Genomic DNA, 20067 nt, shown 5'->3' on the forward strand with positions numbered 1-20067 from the left:
CTTATGTTCGTACAGCGAACTCATCACAAAAGTGACACAGGAGGCATTGCGATGGCCGAGTTTCTTCCCCTCAAGGAAGCGGTGAGCAAGTACATCAACAGCGGTGATACCGTGGCGATGGAAGGCTTCACCCACCTGATCCCGTTTGCTGCGGGCCATGAAATCATCCGTCAGGAAAAGCGGGACCTGACCCTGATCCGCATGACCCCGGACCTGGTGTATGACCAGATGATCGGTGCCGGCTGTGCCAAAAAACTGATCTTCTCCTGGGGCGGCAACCCGGGTGTGGGCTCCCTGCACCGCCTGCGGGATGCTGTTGAAAAGGGCTGGCCGAACCAGCTGGAGATTCTCGAACACAGCCACGCGGCCATGGCCAACGCCTATGAAGCTGGTGCGGCCGGCCTGCCGCTGGCAGTTCTGCGCGGATATGTAGGCAGCGATCTGCCGAAAGTAAATGACCAGATCAAGTTCATCGAATGCCCGTTCACCGGTGAGCGCCTGGCGGCCGTGCCGTCGATTCGCCCGGACGTGGCGGTAATCCATGCCCAGCGGGCCGACCGCAAGGGCAATGTGCTGATTGAAGGCATCGTCGGTATCCAGAAAGAAGTGGTGCTGGCCGCCAAGCGCAGCATTGTCACCGTCGAGGAAATCGTGGATGACCTGGGCGCATCGGTTAATGCCTGCGTGCTGCCGTCCTGGGCGATCACCGCGATTGCCGAGGCTCCGAAAGGCGCCAGGCCGTCCTATGCACTGGGCTACTACGACCGCGACAACGCCTTCTACAAAGACTGGGACGGCATTGCCCGCGACCGCGAGACCTTCCAGACCTGGCTGCAAGAAAACGTATTCGAGAAAGGAGCCGCGTGATGAGCCTTGAATTCACATCTTCCGAAATGATGAGCGTTACCGCTGCCCGTGCGCTGACCAACGACATGACTTGCTTCGTGGGCATCGGCCTGCCCAGCGAGGCCGCCAACCTGGCTCGCCTGACCCACGCTCCGGATGTCACCCTGATCTACGAATCCGGCACCCTGCAAACCAAGCCAGACGTGCTGCCACTGTCCATCGGCGACGGCGAGCTGTGCGAATCGGCCTTGACCACGGTTTCCGTGCCTGAGATGTTCCGCTACTGGCTGCAGGGCGGCCACATCAGCGTTGGCTTCCTGGGCACCGCCCAGATCGACCGTTACGCCAACCTGAACACCACCCTGATCGGCGATTACCGCGAGCCCAAAGTTCGCCTGCCCGGCGGTGGCGGCGCCCCGGAAATTGCCACCAACGCGAAGGAAGTGTTCATTACCGTGAAGCACTCCAGGCGCACCTTCGTGAAGGATGTGGACTTCGTGACCACCGTCGGCTTCGGCCGTGACGGCAAGGCCCGGGACAACGTACCGAACATTGGCCGTGGCCCCACGGTGGTCATTACCGACCTGTGCATCCTCAAGCCGGATCCGGAGACTAAGGAGCTCGTGGTCACCTCCCTGCACCCGAACGTGACCCGGGAAGACGTGATCGAGGCGACCGGCTGGGACATCCGCTTCGCCGAGCAGCTGGAAACCACCCCGGCGCCGACCGCCGAGGAACTCAAAGTGCTGCGGGACCTGAAAACCCGCACCAATGCCCATCATTCCGGCCAACAGTGAGGTCCACCATGACTGACGTATTCATTTGCCATCCCCGCCGCTCCGCCATCGGCCGTTTTGGTGGCACCCTCGCCAGCGTACGCCCGGATGACCTGGCCGCGCATATCTTCAAGGCCGTACTTGAGCAGGCCCCGGATCTGGACCCGGCAGCCATCGACGAGGTCATGATGGGCAGCGCCAACCAGGCCGGTGAAGACAATCGCAACGTGGCCCGCATGTCGGCATTGCTGGCCGGTTTGCCCACCTCCGTACCCGGCACCACCCTAAACCGCCTGTGCGGTTCCGGTATGGACGCAGTAGGCACCGCCTTCCGCGCCATCCGCGCCGGAGAAATGGACCTGGTACTGGCCGGCGGCGTGGAATCCATGTCCCGCGCGCCCTACGTGATGGGCAAGGCGGACTCCGGGTTTTCCCGGGGCCAGAAAATTGAAGACACCACCATCGGCTGGCGCTTTGTGAATCCGCTGATGAAAAAACAATACGGCGTCGATTCCATGCCGGAAACGGCGGAGAACGTAGCCGAGCAGTACAAGGTGTCGCGGGAAGATCAGGACCTGTTCGCCTTCCGCTCCCAGGAAAAGACCGCCCGGGCCCAGAAAGACGGCATCTTCGCGGAGGAAATTGTGCCGGTGTCGATTCCCCGGCGGAAACAGGAGCCGCTGGTGTTCGACACCGACGAGCATCCCCGCGCCAGCACCCTGGAGAAACTCGCGGCCCTCCCTGCTCCGTTCCGTGAAAATGGCAGTGTGACCGCGGGTAACGCGTCTGGCGTCAACGACGGCGCCGCCGCCATGCTTGTGGCCAGCGAAGCTGCAGTCAAACAGCACGGGCTGAAGCCGATGGCGAAAATCCTGGGCATGGCCACCGCTGGCGTAGAACCCAGGATCATGGGTATTGGCCCTGTGCCGGCCGTCCAGAAGCTGCTGAAAAAACAGGGCATCAGCATCGATGAGATCGACGTGATCGAGCTCAACGAAGCCTTCGCCGCCCAGGGCCTGGCAGTGCTGCGTGAGCTGGGCGTTGCCGATGACGACCCCCGGGTGAACCCGAACGGTGGTGCCATTGCCCTCGGCCATCCGCTGGGTATGTCAGGCGCGCGCCTGCTGCAGACTGCGGCACACCAACTGCAGCGCACTGGCGGCCGCTACGCCCTGTGCACCATGTGCGTGGGTGTGGGTCAGGGTATTGCTACACTGATTGAACGGGTCTGATCGGACCCTTTCTGAGGAGACAACATGGCATTTCTGAATAACAACGGCCGCACCATCTGCTATCGCCTGCTGGGCGACAGCCAAAAGCCGTTATTGATGCTGGCACACCCTCTGGGCATGACCCAGGGAGTTTGGGACGACATGCTGCCCATGCTGTTACCAAAGTTCCGGGTTCTGACCTGGGACCTGCCTGGACACGGGGCAAGTGCCGCCTGGCCCGAAACCGCCGGAGAAATCACACCGGATGACCTAGCACAGGAAGCCCTGGCACTGGCGAAAGAAGCCGGGGTATCCAGATTTCATTTTGCCGGCACATCTATCGGCGGAGTAATCGGTCAACAGCTGATTGCTGCCCATAGCGAGCAGCTTGAGACCGCCACACTGACCAACACCGGCGCCATCATTGGCACCGAGGAAGCCTGGAGCCTGCGTGCGGCCAACGTTCGGGAGAAAGGCCTGGTGGCGATGGCCGGCGAAATCGTGCCCCGCTGGTTCGGCCCGAATGCCTGTCAGGATCAGCCTGCGCTTCTGGACGGCTGGAAAGTGATTATGGGACGGGGCGATGCCAACAGCTATGCACTGCTGTGCGAAATGCTGGGTAAAGCCGATTTCAGGGAAAAGCTGAAGGATCGCAATATGCCGATTCTCCTGGTTGGTGGCTCAGAGGATGCAGCGACACCACCGGAGTCACTGAAAGCCCTGGCGCAATTCAGTGATTCCCCGGCCCCGCTGATTCTGGATGGTATTGGCCACGTGCCATCGGTCGAATGTCCGGCTCTAATGGCCGATCTGTTGTTCAAACATCTGGGCTGACTAAAAGGGGCCAACAACTCTGTTGGCCCCTTTATAAATAATCAAAAGAACGCCTGAATCCCGGTCTGGGCCCGGCCCAGTATCAGGGCGTGCACATCGTGGGTACCTTCATAGGTATTCACCACTTCCAGATTCACCAAATGTCGCGCCACCCCAAATCATATTCAGTACGTCTATGACACCTACGCACTGTCCATTGGCACCCCAACCGCGATCGTTCAGGAAGGCGGCAAATCCTGGTACATACTGACCGCAGACTATGCCTTCGGTCATGCCATGGAAGCTGACGTCACACGGGTTGTAGAAGCCAATGGCGGTGAGATTCTGGGAAGCATCCGCCATCCATTCCCGACTCCTGACTTCTCTTCATTTATTTTGCAGGCCCAAGCTTCTGGCGCCGATGTCATCGCTCTGGCAAACGCCGGTGCAGATACCACCAATGCGATCTCCACTGCGGCAGAATTCGGTATTACCCAGTCAGGCCAAACCATTGCCGGTCTTGTCGTATTTATCAGTGACATTCACGCTCTGGGACCCGAAGCGGCCCAGGGACTGCAACTGACTACCGGTTGGTACTGGGATATGAACGACGAGACTCGTGCATGGTCTGATCGTTTCATGGAAGAAACCGGCACCCGTCCAACCATGGTGCATGCGGGCATCTACTCCAGCACGATGCAATACCTGAAGGCGGTAGAAGCTACTGGCTCGGATGACCCCCAAACTGTCCGCCAGCATCTGATAGAGACTCCGATCAACGATATGTTTGCCAAAAACGGTCGTATCCGTGAAGATGGCCGCATGGTTCATGACATGTATCTGGCTCAGGTGAAAACACCGGGAGAATCTACCGGCGAGTGGGATCTGTACAAGATTGTTCGAACTATTCCCGGTAACGAAGCATTCCGTCCGCTATCCGAGAGCAAGTGCAAGCTGATCACTAACTGAGTGAAGACTGCGACCACGGAGTTTCCTGCGAGCTCTCAGGAAACTCCGGATTCACAGAGCCCTGCTCCTCCGGCGCGACGCAAGAAAATGCGGAAGATCACCCCTGATTTATGTGAAGATATCGTTGATTAATAGACTCAAACGTCTTGCGAACCATTCTTTATTAACGGGATACGAAATGATCGTCAATGAATCCGGAGGCATTCCCAACCGGCTATTTTTTCGCCCGTTCCAGACTGGAAACAATCTGCAGCGCCAGGTTCAGAATGAGATGGGCATCAGTGCTGTGCAGTGGGCAGTATTGGGTGCATTGTCTCGAGAAGGATTCGACGACGGCACTTCATTCAATCAGCTGAAAGAGTACCTTTACGTCAGTCGCCAAAACCTCGATGGCGTCCTCAAGCGAATGGAAAGAGACGGGCATGTCGTTCGGATTCCTGATCCCGAAGACCGCCGAGCTAGACTGGTGGTACTTACCGAATCTGGTCGGAGTTTCTGGAATCGACTGCAGGACACTATTGACGAGTTTTACAGACAGGCCATGCATGGAATGAGTTTTGATGACAGCGTCAGCTTGCTCCATCTTTTGAAAAAGCTTCAGCACGGGCTTATTGACGTTTCGCTGGAGCCAACCATCCCAGAACACACTGATACTTAGAAGGAGCGTGATTTTTTGCGCGAAGCGGCAGTGTTCTTCGCAAAGGAGTCGTCCTGAGGCATCAGGCGATTCAACGTTGTCGCAATCATTTCCCGATACGCCTTATGTGCCGATGCCTGAAGGTGTCGGCCAGCGGTTATTACGTTTGGGTATCTCGCCCTGAGTCCGCCAGGGCAAAGGCGAATAAGCACTTGCTGTCACATTAGAGAGATTCATGACGATAGTGGAGGCATGATTGGCTCACCCCGAATGCACGAGGACCTGGTTGCCGAAGGCACGTTAACCAGCCTGAACCGTGTTGCTTGGTTGATGGCCAAACACGCCATTCAGGGCTAGCCACGCAAGAAGCAACGCTCTTTCTATGCACAGCTCTAGACCTGTTCAGCAAGCTGATCGTTGGTTGGTCCATGCATCATCGACAGGATCGGCATATGGTGATCAGAGCGGTTGAGATGGCCGCTTGGCAACGCCAAGGGAAAGACCCGGTGATTTTACTCTCTGATCGAGGCAGCCAATTCACCGGGAGCGAGTTCACCACCGGCGTTATCGCACTCAGAACGAGGCGCGAGCTGACATATTTGATTACATCGAGTGATTCCATAATCCCAGGATGCGACGTAGAGCTGCCGTTCAGGATCAGAAACTGTCCGCCGTTTTAAAAGCGTCCGTGGAAACGAGGTAGAACCCCAGAAAGCTAACAAACACCCAAACAACATTGGCCACTGTGTGGGCACAATTTGGGCACAGAGGAATTTCGAGACGCAGAAAGCAAAAAAGGCAGACCAGTAAGTTACTGATCTGCCTTTCTTTTATATGGTAGCGGGGGCTGGATTCGAACCAACGACCTTCGGGTTATGAGCCCGACGAGCTACCAGACTGCTCCACCCCGCATCAAACTGTTCGTCTTATTTCGGGGCTAACCCCGATCAACGTGGCGCGAATATTACAGAGGATAACTCGTTCCGTCAACAGATATCTTCAAACAAATCGGTCGGAAAGCTTAAAGCCTCACTTACCGCCTCTTCTGGCCGAAACAAACCTACCGTTTCGATTGCCACCTGAACCGGCTTGAATGACCGCCGGTGTTCCGGGATTGCACCCAGCCGCATTAAGGCTTCCTGGTGAACCGGTGTCGGGTAACCTTTGTGTTTGACAAACCCGAAGCCCGGGTACTTTTCCTCCAACGCATCCATTTCCAGATCCCGGGTTACCTTCGCAATGATCGATGCGGCACTGATCGCCTCAACCCGGCCGTCGCCTTTAACAACCGGCTCGGATGGCCAGTTCCACTTGGGGCAGCGGTTACCGTCCACCAACACGTATTCCGGCGCGATCGACAAGCCATCGACCGCGCGCTGCATCGCAAGCATGGTTGCCTGATAGATATTCAAACGATCAATTTCTTCCGGCTCGCAGCGCCCGAGACTCCAGGCTGCCGCCTTTTCAATAATTTCGTCGTACAGCTTTGCCCGCTTTTTCTCTGTCAGCTTTTTGGAATCGGCTAATCCCGCGATGGGCCGCTCCGGGTCGAGAATCACGGCCGCGGTGACCACCGCGCCCACCAGTGGGCCCCGCCCTACTTCATCGACACCCGCCAAAAGCTTTCCTTGATAGGCACACTCGAACGGCGGCAACTCTTTAGCGGGCATCAGCGTTTGCTCTCGATTAGCTCCGATACCGCACTCGCAGCGCGTTCGTCGGCATCTTGTTTAAGGGCAATGTGAAGCTCGGTAAACGCTTCTTTCAGGCGGGCACGCCCTGCCTTATCTTCAAGCCGTTGCAGCACAGCCGCACCGAGAGCTTCAGGGGTGGCATCATCCTGCAACAATTCCGGCACCAGTTCCTTCTTGGCCAGCAGATTTGGCAAGGCAACCCAAGGCACTTTGACCAAGCGCGACAGCAGTTTGAAACTGAAGTTGCTCAGCCGATACCCCACCACCATCGGTTTTTTCAGCAGCATCGCTTCGAGCGTAGCAGTACCAGATGCCAGCATCACCACATCACTGGCCGCCATCACCTCGCGAGAGCGGCCGCGCACCAAAGTCACCGACAGCTTCACCTCAAGTGATTCCACCAACGCCTCAATTTGCCGCTCGCGATCACGGTTCACGCAAGGAATGACCAACTGGATATCTGGCCGACGCCCTTGCAGCCAACGGGATGCTTCCAAAAACAAGGTACCCAGACGCTCGACTTCCCCACCTCGACTTCCGGGCAACACAGCCAGAACCGGCTTATCAGCGTCCAGACCCAGCGCTTCTCGAGCCGCCAAGGTATCCGGCTCCATCGGCACCCGGTCCGCAAGAGGATGGCCGACAAAGGCTACGGGCACGTTATGTTCTTCGTAAAAGCGCGCTTCGAAGGGAAGCAGCGTAAGCATCAAGTCGATCGATTTTGCGATTTTGAAAATGCGTTTTTGGCGCCAGGCCCATACAGACGGACTGACATAATGCACCGAAGGAATGCCCGCCTCTCGGCAACGGCGTTCGATGGTGATAGTGAAATCGGGAGAATCGATGCCGATCACGACATCAGGAGGGGTGGCGAAGAAATAATCGAGAAGCCGGGCCCTAATGCTGAACAATTCCCGGATACGCCCCAACACTTCCACGAGCCCCATCACGGACAGCCGTTCCATGGGCACTAATGAATGGAAGCCTTCGGCAATCATCTCATCGCCCCCAATGCCGACAAAGCGAGCATTGGGGTAGCGCAAACGAAGCGACCGAATGAGCCCGGCACCGAGAATGTCGCCCGATGCCTCCCCTGCGATAATCGCTATGGTTACTTTGCGAAAGCTGACTGGGTCAACCTGAACATCTGCCACCGACAGCCTCCTGCCGACTTAGCGAATGATGCCGCGGTCCGATCCCCGGAGCGAGGCAATCAGAGGCTTCATCACAGGGGTATCAGCGTAACTTTGTTCAAGTTCGGCCAACGCTTGCTCGCTGGTTAACCCCTGACGGTAGATAACCTTGTAAGCGCGTCGCAACGCCAACAAATCTTCTTTGCTGAAACCACGGCGCTTCAGGCCTTCCACATTCATGCCGTGCGGCTGAGCGGATTGGCCGCTGGCCATAACATAGGCAGGAATATCTTTCAGAACGATACTTCCACCTGCCGCCATGCTGTGCGGGCCGATATGACAGAACTGATGCACCATCGTGCCACCACCAAGAATCGCGAAGTCCCCGACGGTCACGTGGCCAGCCAGGGTCGCGCAGTTCGCCAGTATGGTGCCATTACCTACCACACAGTCGTGCGCAACGTGCACATACGCCATCAGCAGATTGTCGCTACCAATGCGGGTTTCACCGCGGTCCTGGGTCGTACCACGATGGATGGTGCAGTTCTCGCGAATGGTGTTGTTGTCGCCGATGACGAGCGTTGTGGGCTCACCCGCGTACTTTTTGTCCTGGCACTCTTCTCCGATACTGGAGAATTGGAAAATACGGTTATTTTTACCAATAACCGTTGGACCTTTTACAACAACGTGGGAAAGAATCTCGGTGTTATCACCGATCTCCACATTCGGGCCAATATAGCTCCAAGGGCCTACCGTGACGTTAGCCCCCAGCTTGGCTGATGGGTCCACAATCGCTTGAGGATGGACACCCGACCAGTCATTTGTCGCCATCAAACTTCTCTCTCAGCGGTTAGTATTTCTGCCACGCAGACAACATTCCCATCTACCAACGCGCGGCAATTAAATTTCCACAGGCCGCGCTTGGCAGAAACAAGCTCGGACTCCAGTTCCAAGCGGTCTCCGGGGCGCACAGGGCGCTTAAAACGAGCCTTATCGGAACCAGCCAAATATTGTATCACGCCGTCTGACGGTTTCCGCCCTACTGTCACAAATCCCAGAATGCCGGAAAGCTGAGCCATGGCCTCGATAATCAAGACGCCCGGCATGATCGGATTATCCGGAAAATGTCCGGTAAAGAACGGCTCGTTGAACGATACGTTCTTATAGCCTTTGATCGACACATTTTTTTCGACCTCGGTTACCCGGTCGACCAGCATAAACGGATATCTATGCGGTAAATATTCCAGAATTTCTTCGATGTTCATCGTCATGACCGGCCTCAGCCTTTAAATTTCTTTTCGAGTTCTTTAATCCGTCGCGCCAGGCCGTCTAACTGCCTAAAGCGCACAGCATTCTTTCGCCACTGGCGGTTTTTATCTGCCGGCAAACCAGACGAATAAACGCCCGCTTCAGAGATATCATTGGTGACCATGCTCATCCCTGTGAGATGAACCTGATCCGCAATTTCCAGGTGGCCAGCAACTGCTGAAGCGCCACCAAACACACAGTATTTACCAACGCTGGTACTGCCGGCTATCGCCGTCAACGCTGCCATGGCCGTGTGATCGCCAATCTGGACGTTGTGGGCAATCTGAATAAGATTGTCGAGCTTTACCCCGTCACCTATCACCGTGGGGCCCAACGCTCCGCGGTCGATAGTCGTGTTGGCACCCACTTCAACGTCATTGCCCAGAACCACACCACCCAACTGGGCAATGCGATGCCATTCGCCCTTCTCGTTGGCAAACCCGAAGCCTGCCCCGCCGATCACCGCACCACTCAAAATATTGCAGCGCTGGCCAAGATGAACATCATGGGCGAGCGTTACTCGCGGGTTAAGGACGGAGCAATCACCAATGCGCGAACGTGCGCCAACAATGGAACCCGCGCCAATAACTACCTGTTCACCGATCTTCGCATCGGCCTCAATAACCACGTGGGGCCCAATGCTGGCAGTGGCAGAAACCGTCGCGCTGGGATCAACAACCGCGGTGGAGTGAATGCCCGCTGGAGCCGCGGGCGTGCGGTCAAACCAATGGCTCAGGCGAGCATAGCCCATGTAAGGATTGTCCAAAATCAGGACATTGGTCTGAGCTTGATCGGCCGTTGCCGGAGACACAATAACGGCGCCGGCCCGAGTGTCTTTCAGATACTTACCATAGGATGGATTTGCCAGGAAACTGATCTGGCTCTGGCCTGCCGCTTGCAGGGTTGCCATACCAGACACCCGGGCATCCGGATCTCCCCGCAGGCTGGCCCCCAACGCATCAGCAATTTCCTGAAGACGATAGGATGTTTCTGCCATTTTTTATCTCCAAATACCTGGACCGGGGAGGCCCGTTTTTTTAACGGTTCAGCTTCTCAAGCAGCTGCGGGGTCAAGTTCATCTCTGGCTTCACGTAGACAACCGCTTCGCTCGGCAAGATCAAATCAAGATCATGCTCCTCCAAGAGCTCTTTAACCGCCGCATCCACCTCGGGGCGCGCACCTTCGAGGAACTGTTGCTTACGCTGGGCCACCGTTGAATCAAGACGCTGTTTGAGGAAATTAAATTCCTGAACCTTTTCCTGAAACTCCGTTGCCAGCTTGGTACGCTCACTTTCATTCATCATCGCACCGTCTTTTTCGAGGCGATCTTTCAGTTTACGAGCAGCTTCCTGAGCTTCGCGCACTTTGTTTTCATCGGCAGCGAAATCCTTCTGTAGCTTCTCACTGAACGCCTGCGCGTCGTTCGATGAAAAAAGCGCCTGACGCAGATCTACCACGCCCACACGGGTCTCTGCCGCAGCATGAAAAGAGAAGGCCAGTAATAGCGAACCTAGAACGGCTGAAATACGCTTCATCAAAACTCTCCTTTGTTTCCTGTTTTGGTTTTTATATTAGGTGTCAGAACGTTTGTCCCAGCGAGAACTGGAACACCTGAGTATCATCACCACTCTTGTCGTTCAGTGGCTTAGCAAGACTGAACGCCAACGGACCAACGGCGGTGATCCACTGGAAGCTCACACCCGCCGAAGTACGCACTTCCGTCAGCTCCGGGTCGAAACCACGGTCGGTGTCAAAGACCTGGCCTGCATCCAGGAAAAACGACGTACGCATGCTCCGGGAATCGCCGGCAAACGGCGTCGGGAAAATCAGCTCCAGGCCAGCCTCGGTGAGCAGGTTACCGCCAAACGGATCGGGATCGGAGAAGTCGTTAGGCTGGTTCGTCGCTTTGTTACCCAGCGAATTGGCGCGATAACCTCGTACCGAACCGTAACCGCCTGAGTAGAAATGCTCGAAGAACGGCATCTGCGAACGATCGCCATAACCGTCACCGAAGCCAACCTCTGTTCGGGCCCGCACGATCCACCGCTGACTATCGACCAGCGGGAAGTAAAAGTCCGTGCGGTGACTCGCTTTATAGAACGTCAGATCACTAACCGGTACGGCCACATCCAACGACAGGGAATGACTGTAGCCGTTGGTCGGAAGCACACCACGGTTCAAGGTACTGCGGCGCCAGCTACCAAACAGGAAGTAGTTGGTGAAGGAATCCCCTTCGTCTTCAATAAAGGTTCTGACTTCCTCCGAGGAGAAAACGCCTTTTTTGATGTCTGATCGGGTAACCCCCACACCAAAGTTCAGACGGGTAATGGAATCTGTCGGGTAACCAAACGTCATCCGGGCACCGTATTCATCCAGCAAGTAGGATGAAATGTCCTCTTCCTGATAATCCGTCTCCCGAGCGAATACGCTAAAGCCGCGGCTTACCCCGTCCACGGTGTAATACGGGTCCATGTAGGACACGTTGGCGCTCTTGACGGAATCGCTGAAGTTCACACCAAAGGATACGCGCTTGCCGCTACCGAAGAAGTTGTTTTCGGAAACCGACGCCCCAAGAATCACACCGGAGTTCTGAGAGAAGCCTACAGAGGCCGACAGGCTACCCGTCGGCTGTTCCTGAACGCTGTAATTCACGTCTACCAGATCATCCGAACCCGGAACCGGCACGGTTTCCACATCAACCGTTTTGAAGAAGCCCATGCGTTCAAGGCGGGTTTTAGAGAATTCGATCCGGTCGGAAGAGGCAACGCCGCCTTCCATCTGAGTCATTTCCTGACGCAGCACTTCGTCTTTGGTGGATACGTTGCCATCAAAATTAACACGGCGCACGTAGGCACGCTTGCCCGGCTCAATATAGAAAGTGACCTTGGCAGTATGATCATCGCTAGGCTCAGGCACCGCATTTACGCTGGCAAAGGCATAACCTTCGCGGCCGAGACGAAACGATAAAGCTTCGGAAATCGACGTCATCTGGGCACGGGAGAACACATCGCCTTCTTTCACCGGAATAAACTTGCGCAGCTCTTCCTCTTCAAGAATCAGGTTACCGCGAAGCTGGATATCGGAGATGGTGTACTGTGGGCCTTCATTGAGGGCCATGGCGATGAAGACTTGCTGCTTGTCGGGCGAGATAGACACCTGACTGGATTCCACATTGAAATCGAGGTAGCCGCGGTCGAGATAGAACGAACGTAAAGTTTCCAAGTCACCGCTGAGTTTTTCACGAGCGTACTTGTCGCTATTGGTCAGAGAGTTCCACCAACTGCTGCTGCGAAGCTCGAAGAGGTCGGTCAAGGTTTCATCGTCGAACTCGCGGTTACCAACGATGTTGATGTTCTGGATCGCGGCGACCGAGCCTTCATTGATGTCCAGCCGGATGGCAACACGGTTTCGGGGCAACTCTTCAGCTGTGGCTTTTACACGCGCGTTATAGCGCCCCTGAGCGATATAAGACCTCAGAATTTCAAGCTCCAGGCGCTCCAGCGTTGCCCGGCGGAAAACCTGACCTTCATCCAGGCCCGCACCTGCCAGAGCATCTTTCAGCATATCGGTTTCGATGTTTTTGTTGCCCTCAATTTCGATCGACGAAATGGAAGGCCGCTCACGGACGGTCAGAATCAATACGCCAGCGTCGCGGCTGACCTCGATATCGGTAAACAACCCGGTGCGAAACAGATCTTTGATGGCAGCCGCCAGACGAGCTTCATCGATTTGCTCGCCCATGTTGATCGGAAACGCGGAAAACACAGAGCCCGCAGAAACCCGCTGCAGGCCTTCCACCTCAATGTCCGCAACCGTGAATTCGTCCGCCAACGCTGGCTTCATACCGGTTGCGGTAATCGCGAGGCCAACAGCTACAGCTAGAAGAGAACGTCTCATTCAGTTATATCGCCTGGTTAATGTGCGGTAAGGAGCCCGCAATTCTCACAACCGCATCAGGTCGTTGTAAAGAGCAAACACCATTAAAGTCAGGATCAAAGCCATACCAATTCGTAACCCTAGCTCTTGAGCCCTTTCCGATAGGGGCTTACGGCGAATAGCCTCAATCGTGTAATACACGATATGACCACCATCCAGCACCGGTATTGGCAGCAAATTCAAAACGCCCAGACTTACACTGAGGTAAGCCAGAAAACGGACAAAATCTTCAAAGCCCGAACTGACGCTGGCCTCAGCAACCCGGGCGATGGTAATCGGTCCGCTAAGATTCGTTGGAGACAACAGCCCCGTCACCATCTTTTTGATCGCCACCAGAGTCAACCGGGTATCGGCCCAGGTTTCATGAATGGCGTTGGGAATCGCAGCCAAAGGCCCGAACTGCACTTCCCGAAGCGCTTCGTCAGGCCATGAAATAGCCTCAGCGCCCGCGCCGACAAAGCCGATCACCTGCCCGTCGTCCAGAGTGCGTGCGCCGGGTGTAACGGCCACCTCTAGCCGACCACTGTTACGTTCGACCGATAACACGATCGGCTGTTCTGGCGCGTTGCGGATGTATTCCACCAACGCAAACCAGTCTTGAACCAGCTCTCCGTTAACCGCTAATACCCGGTCGCCCGCTTGCAGCCCGGCGGCTTGCGCTCGACCATCCTCAACAATCTGCCCTAACACCGCGGGCACTTCCGGGCGCCAGGGCGTTAAACCAAACTCTGCCAAAGGGTTCGGAGCATCGTCGCTGAGCGCCCAGCCATTTAACGGTCCTGAAACGATACTCCGGGAGCCGTTTTCGGTGATTTCCAGAGACACCTGTCCGTGTTCTCCGGCACGTTCCAACAGGCGCATATTTACATCGCGCCAGGAAGTTACCCGATGACCGTCCACCGAGTGAATTTCCATGCCTTCCTGCAATCCCACACGTTCAGCGGTGCTGCCTGCAGCCACATCACCAACGATAGGGGCTACCGTCGTTACACCCACCACGCTGATCAACCAATAAGCCAGAATGGCAAACAAGAAGTTGGCCACCGGACCGGCAGCGGCGATAGCAATGCGCTGAGAAGGCGGCTTGGAGGTAAAGGCCTGGTGCCGAAGCTCCTCCGAAACGGGCCCTTCACGTTCATCCAGCATTTTAACGTAGCCACCCAACGGGATGGCCGCGATGGCATATTCGGTACCTTGCCGGTCATACCAGGAAAACAGAGGTTTACCGAAACCTACCGAGAATCGAAGTACTTTCACGCCAAAACGCCGGGCGACCCAGAAATGCCCGTACTCGTGTAGGGTAACCAGGATGCCCAGAGTCAGCGCTAAGGCCAATACGCTTTGAATAATCTGCATAGGTCTTCCGGTGTTGGTCGGGGCTACAGCTTAACGAAACGCCGAAACAATATCAGGCCGACAACAAGCCAATCTGTTTGCTGGCCTGCTTCCGCGCTTCGGAATCTTTCGTGAAAATGGTTTCAAAGCTATCAGCATCCACCACTTCAGTGGCCGCCAGCGTTCGCTCTATGATAACGGGGATATCGGTAAAGGACAGCTTACCTTCCAGAAATGCAGCGACGGCTATCTCATTCGCGGCATTGAGCACGGCCGGTGCCGTACCGCCGGTTGCGAAGGCATCGGCCGCCAACCGCAAACACGGGAAACGTTGCACATCCGGGCGTTCGAAGTGAAACTTTCCAATCGCGAATAAATCAAGCGGCGCCACGCCCGCCGCTATACGCTCGGGCCAAGCCATACCGTTCGCAATGGGTGTGCGCATGTCTGGACTGCCCATCTGGGCCAGCACCGAACCATCGGCATATTCCACCATCGAATGAATGATGCTTTCCGGGTGCACATGCACTTCGACACGATCCGGGGTGGTATTGAATAGCCAGCAGGCTTCGATAAGCTCCAGCCCTTTGTTCATCAAGGTGGCCGAATCAACCGAGATCTTTTGGCCCATAGACCAGTTCGGGTGCGCACAGGCTTGTGCCGGTGTCACCGAATTCAGGGATTCTGCTGTAAAGGTCCGGAAAGGCCCACCAGAGGCGGTCAGCAGAATGCGAGTAATGCCAGCCGCGACGGGGTTGCGCACTTTGTCTGCTGGCATGCACTGGAAGATGGCATTGTGCTCGGAATCGATCGGCAGAAGCTCCGCGCCCGATTCGGCCACTGCGTCCATAAACAGCTTACCGGACATCACCAGCGCTTCTTTATTGGCCAGCAACACGCGCTTTCCGGCACGAATGGCCGCCAGTGTTGGCGCAAGCCCGGCCGCACCGACAATCGCGGCCATCACCGTGTTCACATCTTCCGCTGCGGCTACCTGACACAAACCCTGCTCGCCGCTGAGCACGGTCGTTTCCGGCATATCCTCAAGCAGACATTCAAGCTCTCGAGCCGCATCGACATCGGCCATCACCGCAAACGCAGGTTTAAACTCCCGGCACAACGCCGCCAATTCTTGCGCCTTCGTGCCCGCCGTCAGCGCCCACACAGAAAAACGCTCGGGATGCCGGCGGACAACGTCGAGAGTACTGAGCCCTATGGAGCCGGTTGCCCCTAGAACCGTAACGCTGCGCTGGGTCATACAGACACGCTGGCTGCGCTCAGCCAACCGAGCAAGGTAATGATTAAGGCAAAAATCGGGATGGCGGCGGTGAGGCTGTCAATCCGGTCCATGATGCCACCGTGCCCGGGCAATAACTGACTGCTGTCTTTAATGCCACGGAAACGCTTGAGCATGCTTTCCAGCAGGTCGCCCAGCACCGACACGAAGCCCGTAAACAGGCTGGCAACGAGCAACAACAGAGTTTCGTGCAGACTGGCACTGGCAATATAACTGGCAACCAGGGCCAACACGCCAACCGCCACTAAACCACCCCAGACACCCGCCCAGGATTTCCCAGGGCTAACCCGAGGCGCCAACTTGGCCTTGCCGAAAGCCCGACCGGCGAAATACGCACCGATGTCCGCTACCCAAACCATCAGGAAGATATACAGAATCACCAGCAAACTGTTGGTCAAAGCACCAAATTCAAACACGCCAGTGCGCAGATGATTCAAACCGACCCATGCCGGCAAAAGTACGAACAGCCCCATTAGCGCCCTGATCGGCGTGGAACCCCAGCTGTCAGACCCTCGCGGGTAACGACTGACCAAGCCAAAACACACCACCCACCAGGCAAACGCCAACGACAAAACCCCCACGGCGGGCACGTTGAGCTGCGATATCAAGGCCATCAAAATGGCAACGCCAACAGCGTATGAGACGCGACCACCCTGCCCCTCAATACCCGACATGTTTGCCCACTCCCAAGCACCAAGAGCAATGATGGCACCGGTAAACAGCGAGAAGCCAAACGCGGGTAAAAAGAAGATGCCACCGATCGCAATCGGGGCCAGGATAAGAGCAGTAATAATTCGAGTTTTAAGCACGGTAATAATCGCTATGTCGTTATTGTTTTGTGGCTTGAGATTCGAGCTGATCGTCTGTCTGGCCAAAACGACGCTTGCGGGTGCCATAGGCCTCTAACGCTTTCACCATTTCTTCAGCTTTGAAATCGGGCCAGAAAACGTCGGAGAAGTAAAACTCCGTATAGGCCAAGTGCCACAACAAGAAGTTACTGATGCGCTGTTCGCCAGCAGTACGAATCATCAAATCAGGCATCGGCAAATCGCCAATACTCAAATGCTGCTGAATCAAATCATCGGTAATATCGGAAGGAGCCAGCTCACCCGCGCGAACTTTTTCAGCAACCGCTTGAGTGGCCTGAGTGATGTCCCAGTGCCCGCCATAATTGGCGGCGATCACAAGCGTCATCGCGGTATTATCGCGAGTAAGCGCCTCGGCTTTTTCCATGTGTTCCTGGAGCAAAGGATTGAACGCGGAGCGGTCGCCAATAATCCGTAACCGGATATTGTTGCGGTGAAGCTTTCGAACCTCCCGCTCAAGCGCGATCACAAACAGGCGCATCAACGCCGACACTTCGTCTTTCGGGCGCCGCCAGTTTTCACTGGAGAAGGCAAACAGGGTAAGCACCTCAACGCCCTGCCGCGCACAGGTTTCAACAACGGCTTTAACCGCATCCACTCCTGCTTTATGGCCCGCGACTCCCTTCAATCGCCGGGCTTTCGCCCACCGATTGTTGCCATCCATGATAATGGCCACATGCCGGGGACGATTGCTTGCCGTCACCGGAATTTCTGCGGTTATTTGATCCGTCATGAAACCCTCTGTGCAGTGGCGTTTTCAGCCACTGCTCACTCTGTTTCTGGACAATCTGACGGTTAAACCGCCATCAGATCCTCTTCTTTCGCCTTGAGCATCTTTTCGATCTCGGCGATGTACTTATCAGTCAGCTTCTGAATCTCGTCTTCGCCACGGCGCAGATCGTCTTCGCTGATTTCCTTCTCTTTAAGAAGGTCTTTCAGCATGCCGTTCGCGTCACGGCGGGCATTACGCACCGATACACGCCCCTGCTCTGCGTCACCGCGCGCCTGCTTGACCATTTCTTTACGGGTCTGCTCGGTCAGCATTGGCATGGGAACACGAATGGCATCGCCGTTACTGGACGGGTTCAAGCCCAGATCCGACATCATGATGGCTTTTTCAATGGCCGAAATGATGCTTTTTTCCCACGGTGCAACCAGCAGCGTGCGGTTGTCTTCCACGTTTACGCTGGCCACCTGCTTCAGCGGGGTGTCCTGGCCGTAGTAGTTCACCATAACGCTATCGAGAATCGCAGGGTGAGCGCGACCGGTACGGATTTTATTGAAAGCCGAGGTAAGCGCCTCAAGGCTCTTCTGCATTTTTGCTTCAGCTTCAGTCTTAATATCGTCAATCACGTCGAAACCCTCAATTCGTTACTCAATCAATGTGCCTTCTTTCTCACCGGTCACAATGCGGGTGAGAACACCTGGCTGGTTCATATCGAAAACACGCAATGGCATGCCGTGATCACGAGCCAGACAGATGGCGGTAAGATCCATCACGCCAAGCTTGCGATCCAAAACTTCATCGTAGGTCAGGCGGTCGTATTTTACTGCGGTGGGGTCCAGATTGGGATCCGCGTTATACACACCATCCACTTTGGTCGCTTTCAGAACGGCATCCGCCTCAATTTCAATACCGCGAAGACAAGCGGCCGAGTCGGTGGTAAAGAAAGGATTGCCGGTTCCCGCACTGAAGATCACCACATCGCCTTCTTTCAAATCGCGAACAGCGCGACGGCGGTCGTAATGCTCGACAATTCCGCTCATGGGGATCGCAGACATAACCCGGGTACGGATGTTTGAACGTTCCAGCGCGTCGCGCATCCCCAGGCCATTCATCACAGTGGCCAGCATACCCATGTGGTCGCCAGTCACCCGATCCAGACCAGCCTCGCTCAACGCCGCACCACGGAACAGATTGCCACCACCAATAACCAGCGCAACCTGCACACCGATACCGACAAGAGCTCCGATTTCCAATGCCATACGGTCAAGTACTTTAGGATCAATACCGAACTCGTGCTCTCCCATCAGGGCTTCGCCACTAAGCTTGAGCAGAACACGCTTATATCTGGGCTGATTGGTTGAAGTTGTCGGTGTCGGCATGGTGATCCCCTTTTCGTCTTTTGGCTGTGCGGCTTCAAACCCTTGGCAGGCTTGTATCTGACATATCCCTCTCATCCTAGCGCAAAAAAGGGGTATCTCAGATACAAGCCCGCCACGAAAGCCGGGCGAACCCGGCTGACGTGGCAGACTTAGGTAGCGCTACTGTCTTTGACAGAAGCACTTAAAAAATGGATCAGGCCTTGCCTGTGCCAGCGGCCGCAGCCACTTCAGCAGCAAAATCCACTTCTTCTTTTTCGATGCCTTCACCCACTTCCAGACGAGTAAAGCCAACCAGTTCGCCGCCTGCGGCTTTGATCAACTCACCCACTTTCTGCTCAGGGTTCTTAACGAAAGGCTGTTCGATCAGGCTGTTTTCAGCCAGGAACTTCTTGATACGGCCGCCCATCATCTTTTCAACGATTTCGGCAGGCTTGCCTTCCATATCAGGCTGAGATTTGATGATGGCTTCTTCTTTAGCCAGCTCGTCAGCAGGCATATCTTCCGGCTTGCCAACACGCGGGTTAACCGCAGCTACGTGCATAGCAATGTCGCGGGCCAGTTCTTCAGTACCAGCACTCAGAGCGACAACAGAAGCGATCTTGCTGTTGCTGTGAACGTATCCACCAACAACCGGACCTTCCACCTTCACCAGACGACGAACAGTAATGTTTTCACCGATCTTCTGAACCAGCGCTTCACGCTTGCTTTCCAGCTCGCCTTCCATCAGCTTGGCAACGTCAGTTTCGCCTTTTTCGAACGCAACGTTCAGCACGTCGTTGGCGAAGTTCATGAAGTTGTCGTCACGGGCAACGAAGTCAGTTTCGGAGTTAACTTCCAGAATGAAGGCAACGGTCTTGTCGTCGGAAACCTTAACCAAAGACACACCTTCAGCAGCGGTACGACCGGCTTTTTTAGCAGCCTTCAGGCCAGATGACTTACGAAGCTCTTCGATTGCAGCATCAACACTGCCGCCGGCTTCAACCAGTGCTTTTTTGCACTCCATCATGCCAAGACCAGTGCGCTCACGCAGCTCTTTGACCATTGCAGCGGTAATTGCAGCCATGTTCAGTCCTCTCAATCAGTTACAAATTCGGTGGGAAGGCATGCCCGGTAAAAAGGGGCATGCCTTATAACTTAAAC

19 protein-coding genes, 1 tRNA gene and 3 pseudogenes are annotated in these 20067 nt (G+C 55.6%); 7 read left to right on the forward strand and 16 right to left on the reverse strand.

All coding sequences use genetic code 11. The features are described from left to right. The first annotated feature begins 51 nt into the window (after positions 1–51). Genes Q9245_RS03300 through Q9245_RS03315 form a run of 4 tightly spaced genes read left to right on the forward strand, consistent with a single transcriptional unit; the run spans position 52 to position 3667 of the window. Positions 52–867: a CoA transferase subunit A gene (locus tag Q9245_RS03300; RefSeq protein WP_022990600.1), complete on the forward strand. Its 816-nt coding sequence runs from the start codon at positions 52–54 to the stop codon at positions 865–867. Further along, positions 867–1643: a CoA-transferase subunit beta gene (locus tag Q9245_RS03305; protein ID WP_022990599.1), complete on the forward strand. Its 777-nt coding sequence runs from the start codon at positions 867–869 to the stop codon at positions 1641–1643. The genes Q9245_RS03300 and Q9245_RS03305 overlap by 1 nt, the downstream gene beginning before the upstream one ends. A gap of 8 nt (positions 1644–1651) precedes the next feature. Beyond that, a complete protein-coding gene (gene pcaF, locus Q9245_RS03310) occupies positions 1652–2854 on the forward strand; it encodes a 3-oxoadipyl-CoA thiolase (protein WP_305895823.1) in 1203 nt (400 codons plus the stop codon). A 24-nt stretch (positions 2855–2878) separates the two neighbouring features. Next, entirely contained in the window at positions 2879–3667 is a 789-nt protein-coding gene (locus tag Q9245_RS03315; RefSeq protein ID WP_305895824.1) for an alpha/beta fold hydrolase, read from the forward strand. Between the two features lie 41 nt (positions 3668–3708). On the opposite strand, the pseudogene Q9245_RS15945 reads toward Q9245_RS03315, so the two are convergent. Continuing rightward, positions 3709–3825 (reverse strand): annotated as a pseudogene (locus Q9245_RS15945) (hypothetical protein); the annotation flags it as partial. Between Q9245_RS15945 and Q9245_RS03320 the strand changes: the two are divergent. From Q9245_RS03320 to Q9245_RS03330, 3 genes and pseudogenes are all read left to right on the forward strand, one after another. Beyond that, positions 3812–4615, forward strand: a pseudogene (locus tag Q9245_RS03320) (ABC transporter substrate-binding protein); the annotation flags it as partial. The pseudogenes Q9245_RS15945 and Q9245_RS03320 overlap by 14 nt on opposite strands. Positions 4616–4793: 178 nt before the next feature. Further along, positions 4794–5273 carry a MarR family transcriptional regulator gene (locus Q9245_RS03325; protein ID WP_305895825.1) on the forward strand — a complete coding sequence of 160 codons (480 nt, stop codon included), beginning with the start codon at positions 4794–4796 and terminating at the stop codon, positions 5271–5273. 11 nt (positions 5274–5284) lie between these two features. Next, positions 5285–5955 (forward strand): annotated as a pseudogene (locus Q9245_RS03330) (DDE-type integrase/transposase/recombinase); the annotation flags it as partial. A gap of 132 nt (positions 5956–6087) precedes the next feature. Here Q9245_RS03330 and Q9245_RS03335 read toward each other — a convergent pair. The 15 genes from Q9245_RS03335 to tsf form a co-directional block, all read right to left on the reverse strand. Further along, positions 6088–6164 (reverse strand) — tRNA-Met (locus tag Q9245_RS03335). Between the two features lie 74 nt (positions 6165–6238). Next, positions 6239–6922: a ribonuclease HII gene (gene rnhB / locus Q9245_RS03340; protein WP_305895826.1), complete on the reverse strand. Its 684-nt coding sequence runs from the start codon at positions 6920–6922 to the stop codon at positions 6239–6241. Then, on the reverse strand, positions 6922–8100 hold the full coding sequence (gene lpxB / locus Q9245_RS03345; protein WP_305895827.1) for a lipid-A-disaccharide synthase: 1179 nt from the start codon (positions 8098–8100) through the stop codon (positions 6922–6924). Before lpxB ends, rnhB begins: the two co-directional genes overlap by 1 nt. Positions 8101–8118: 18 nt before the next feature. Then, positions 8119–8910, reverse strand: coding sequence for an acyl-ACP--UDP-N-acetylglucosamine O-acyltransferase (lpxA, locus tag Q9245_RS03350; RefSeq protein ID WP_305895828.1), 792 nt, complete (start codon positions 8908–8910; stop codon positions 8119–8121). Next, entirely contained in the window at positions 8910–9344 is a 435-nt protein-coding gene (gene fabZ, locus Q9245_RS03355; protein WP_207924363.1) for a 3-hydroxyacyl-ACP dehydratase FabZ, read from the reverse strand. The genes lpxA and fabZ overlap by 1 nt, the downstream gene beginning before the upstream one ends. Positions 9345–9358: 14 nt before the next feature. Further along, entirely contained in the window at positions 9359–10384 is a 1026-nt protein-coding gene (gene lpxD / locus Q9245_RS03360) for a UDP-3-O-(3-hydroxymyristoyl)glucosamine N-acyltransferase (protein WP_305895829.1), read from the reverse strand. A gap of 40 nt (positions 10385–10424) precedes the next feature. Continuing rightward, the gene (locus tag Q9245_RS03365) at positions 10425–10922 is read right to left on the reverse strand and encodes an OmpH family outer membrane protein (protein ID WP_305895830.1); all 498 of its coding nucleotides are present in this window, start codon (positions 10920–10922) and stop codon (positions 10425–10427) included. A 43-nt stretch (positions 10923–10965) separates the two neighbouring features. Next, on the reverse strand, positions 10966–13284 hold the full coding sequence (gene bamA / locus Q9245_RS03370) for an outer membrane protein assembly factor BamA (RefSeq protein ID WP_305895831.1): 2319 nt from the start codon (positions 13282–13284) through the stop codon (positions 10966–10968). A gap of 45 nt (positions 13285–13329) precedes the next feature. Beyond that, positions 13330–14679: an RIP metalloprotease RseP gene (gene rseP / locus Q9245_RS03375; protein WP_305895832.1), complete on the reverse strand. Its 1350-nt coding sequence runs from the start codon at positions 14677–14679 to the stop codon at positions 13330–13332. 52 nt (positions 14680–14731) lie between these two features. Further along, positions 14732–15916 (reverse strand): 1-deoxy-D-xylulose-5-phosphate reductoisomerase, encoded by a 1185-nt coding sequence (ispC, locus tag Q9245_RS03380; RefSeq protein ID WP_305895833.1) that lies wholly within the window; start codon positions 15914–15916, stop codon positions 14732–14734. Beyond that, positions 15913–16764: a phosphatidate cytidylyltransferase gene (locus Q9245_RS03385; RefSeq protein WP_305897160.1), complete on the reverse strand. Its 852-nt coding sequence runs from the start codon at positions 16762–16764 to the stop codon at positions 15913–15915. The genes ispC and Q9245_RS03385 overlap by 4 nt, the downstream gene beginning before the upstream one ends. A gap of 19 nt (positions 16765–16783) precedes the next feature. Further along, positions 16784–17554: an isoprenyl transferase gene (locus Q9245_RS03390; protein WP_305895834.1), complete on the reverse strand. Its 771-nt coding sequence runs from the start codon at positions 17552–17554 to the stop codon at positions 16784–16786. Positions 17555–17616: 62 nt separating this feature from the next. Further along, positions 17617–18174 carry a ribosome recycling factor gene (gene frr / locus Q9245_RS03395; protein ID WP_305895835.1) on the reverse strand — a complete coding sequence of 186 codons (558 nt, stop codon included), beginning with the start codon at positions 18172–18174 and terminating at the stop codon, positions 17617–17619. 18 nt (positions 18175–18192) lie between these two features. After that, positions 18193–18927 carry a UMP kinase gene (gene pyrH, locus Q9245_RS03400; RefSeq protein WP_114334004.1) on the reverse strand — a complete coding sequence of 245 codons (735 nt, stop codon included), beginning with the start codon at positions 18925–18927 and terminating at the stop codon, positions 18193–18195. A gap of 193 nt (positions 18928–19120) precedes the next feature. Then, a complete protein-coding gene (gene tsf / locus Q9245_RS03405) occupies positions 19121–19990 on the reverse strand; it encodes a translation elongation factor Ts (RefSeq protein WP_305895836.1) in 870 nt (289 codons plus the stop codon). Positions 19991–20067: the final 77 nt, after the last annotated feature.

It is taken from the genome of Marinobacter sp. MDS2, assembly GCF_030718085.1.
Classification (GTDB): Bacteria; Pseudomonadota; Gammaproteobacteria; order Pseudomonadales; family Oleiphilaceae; genus Marinobacter.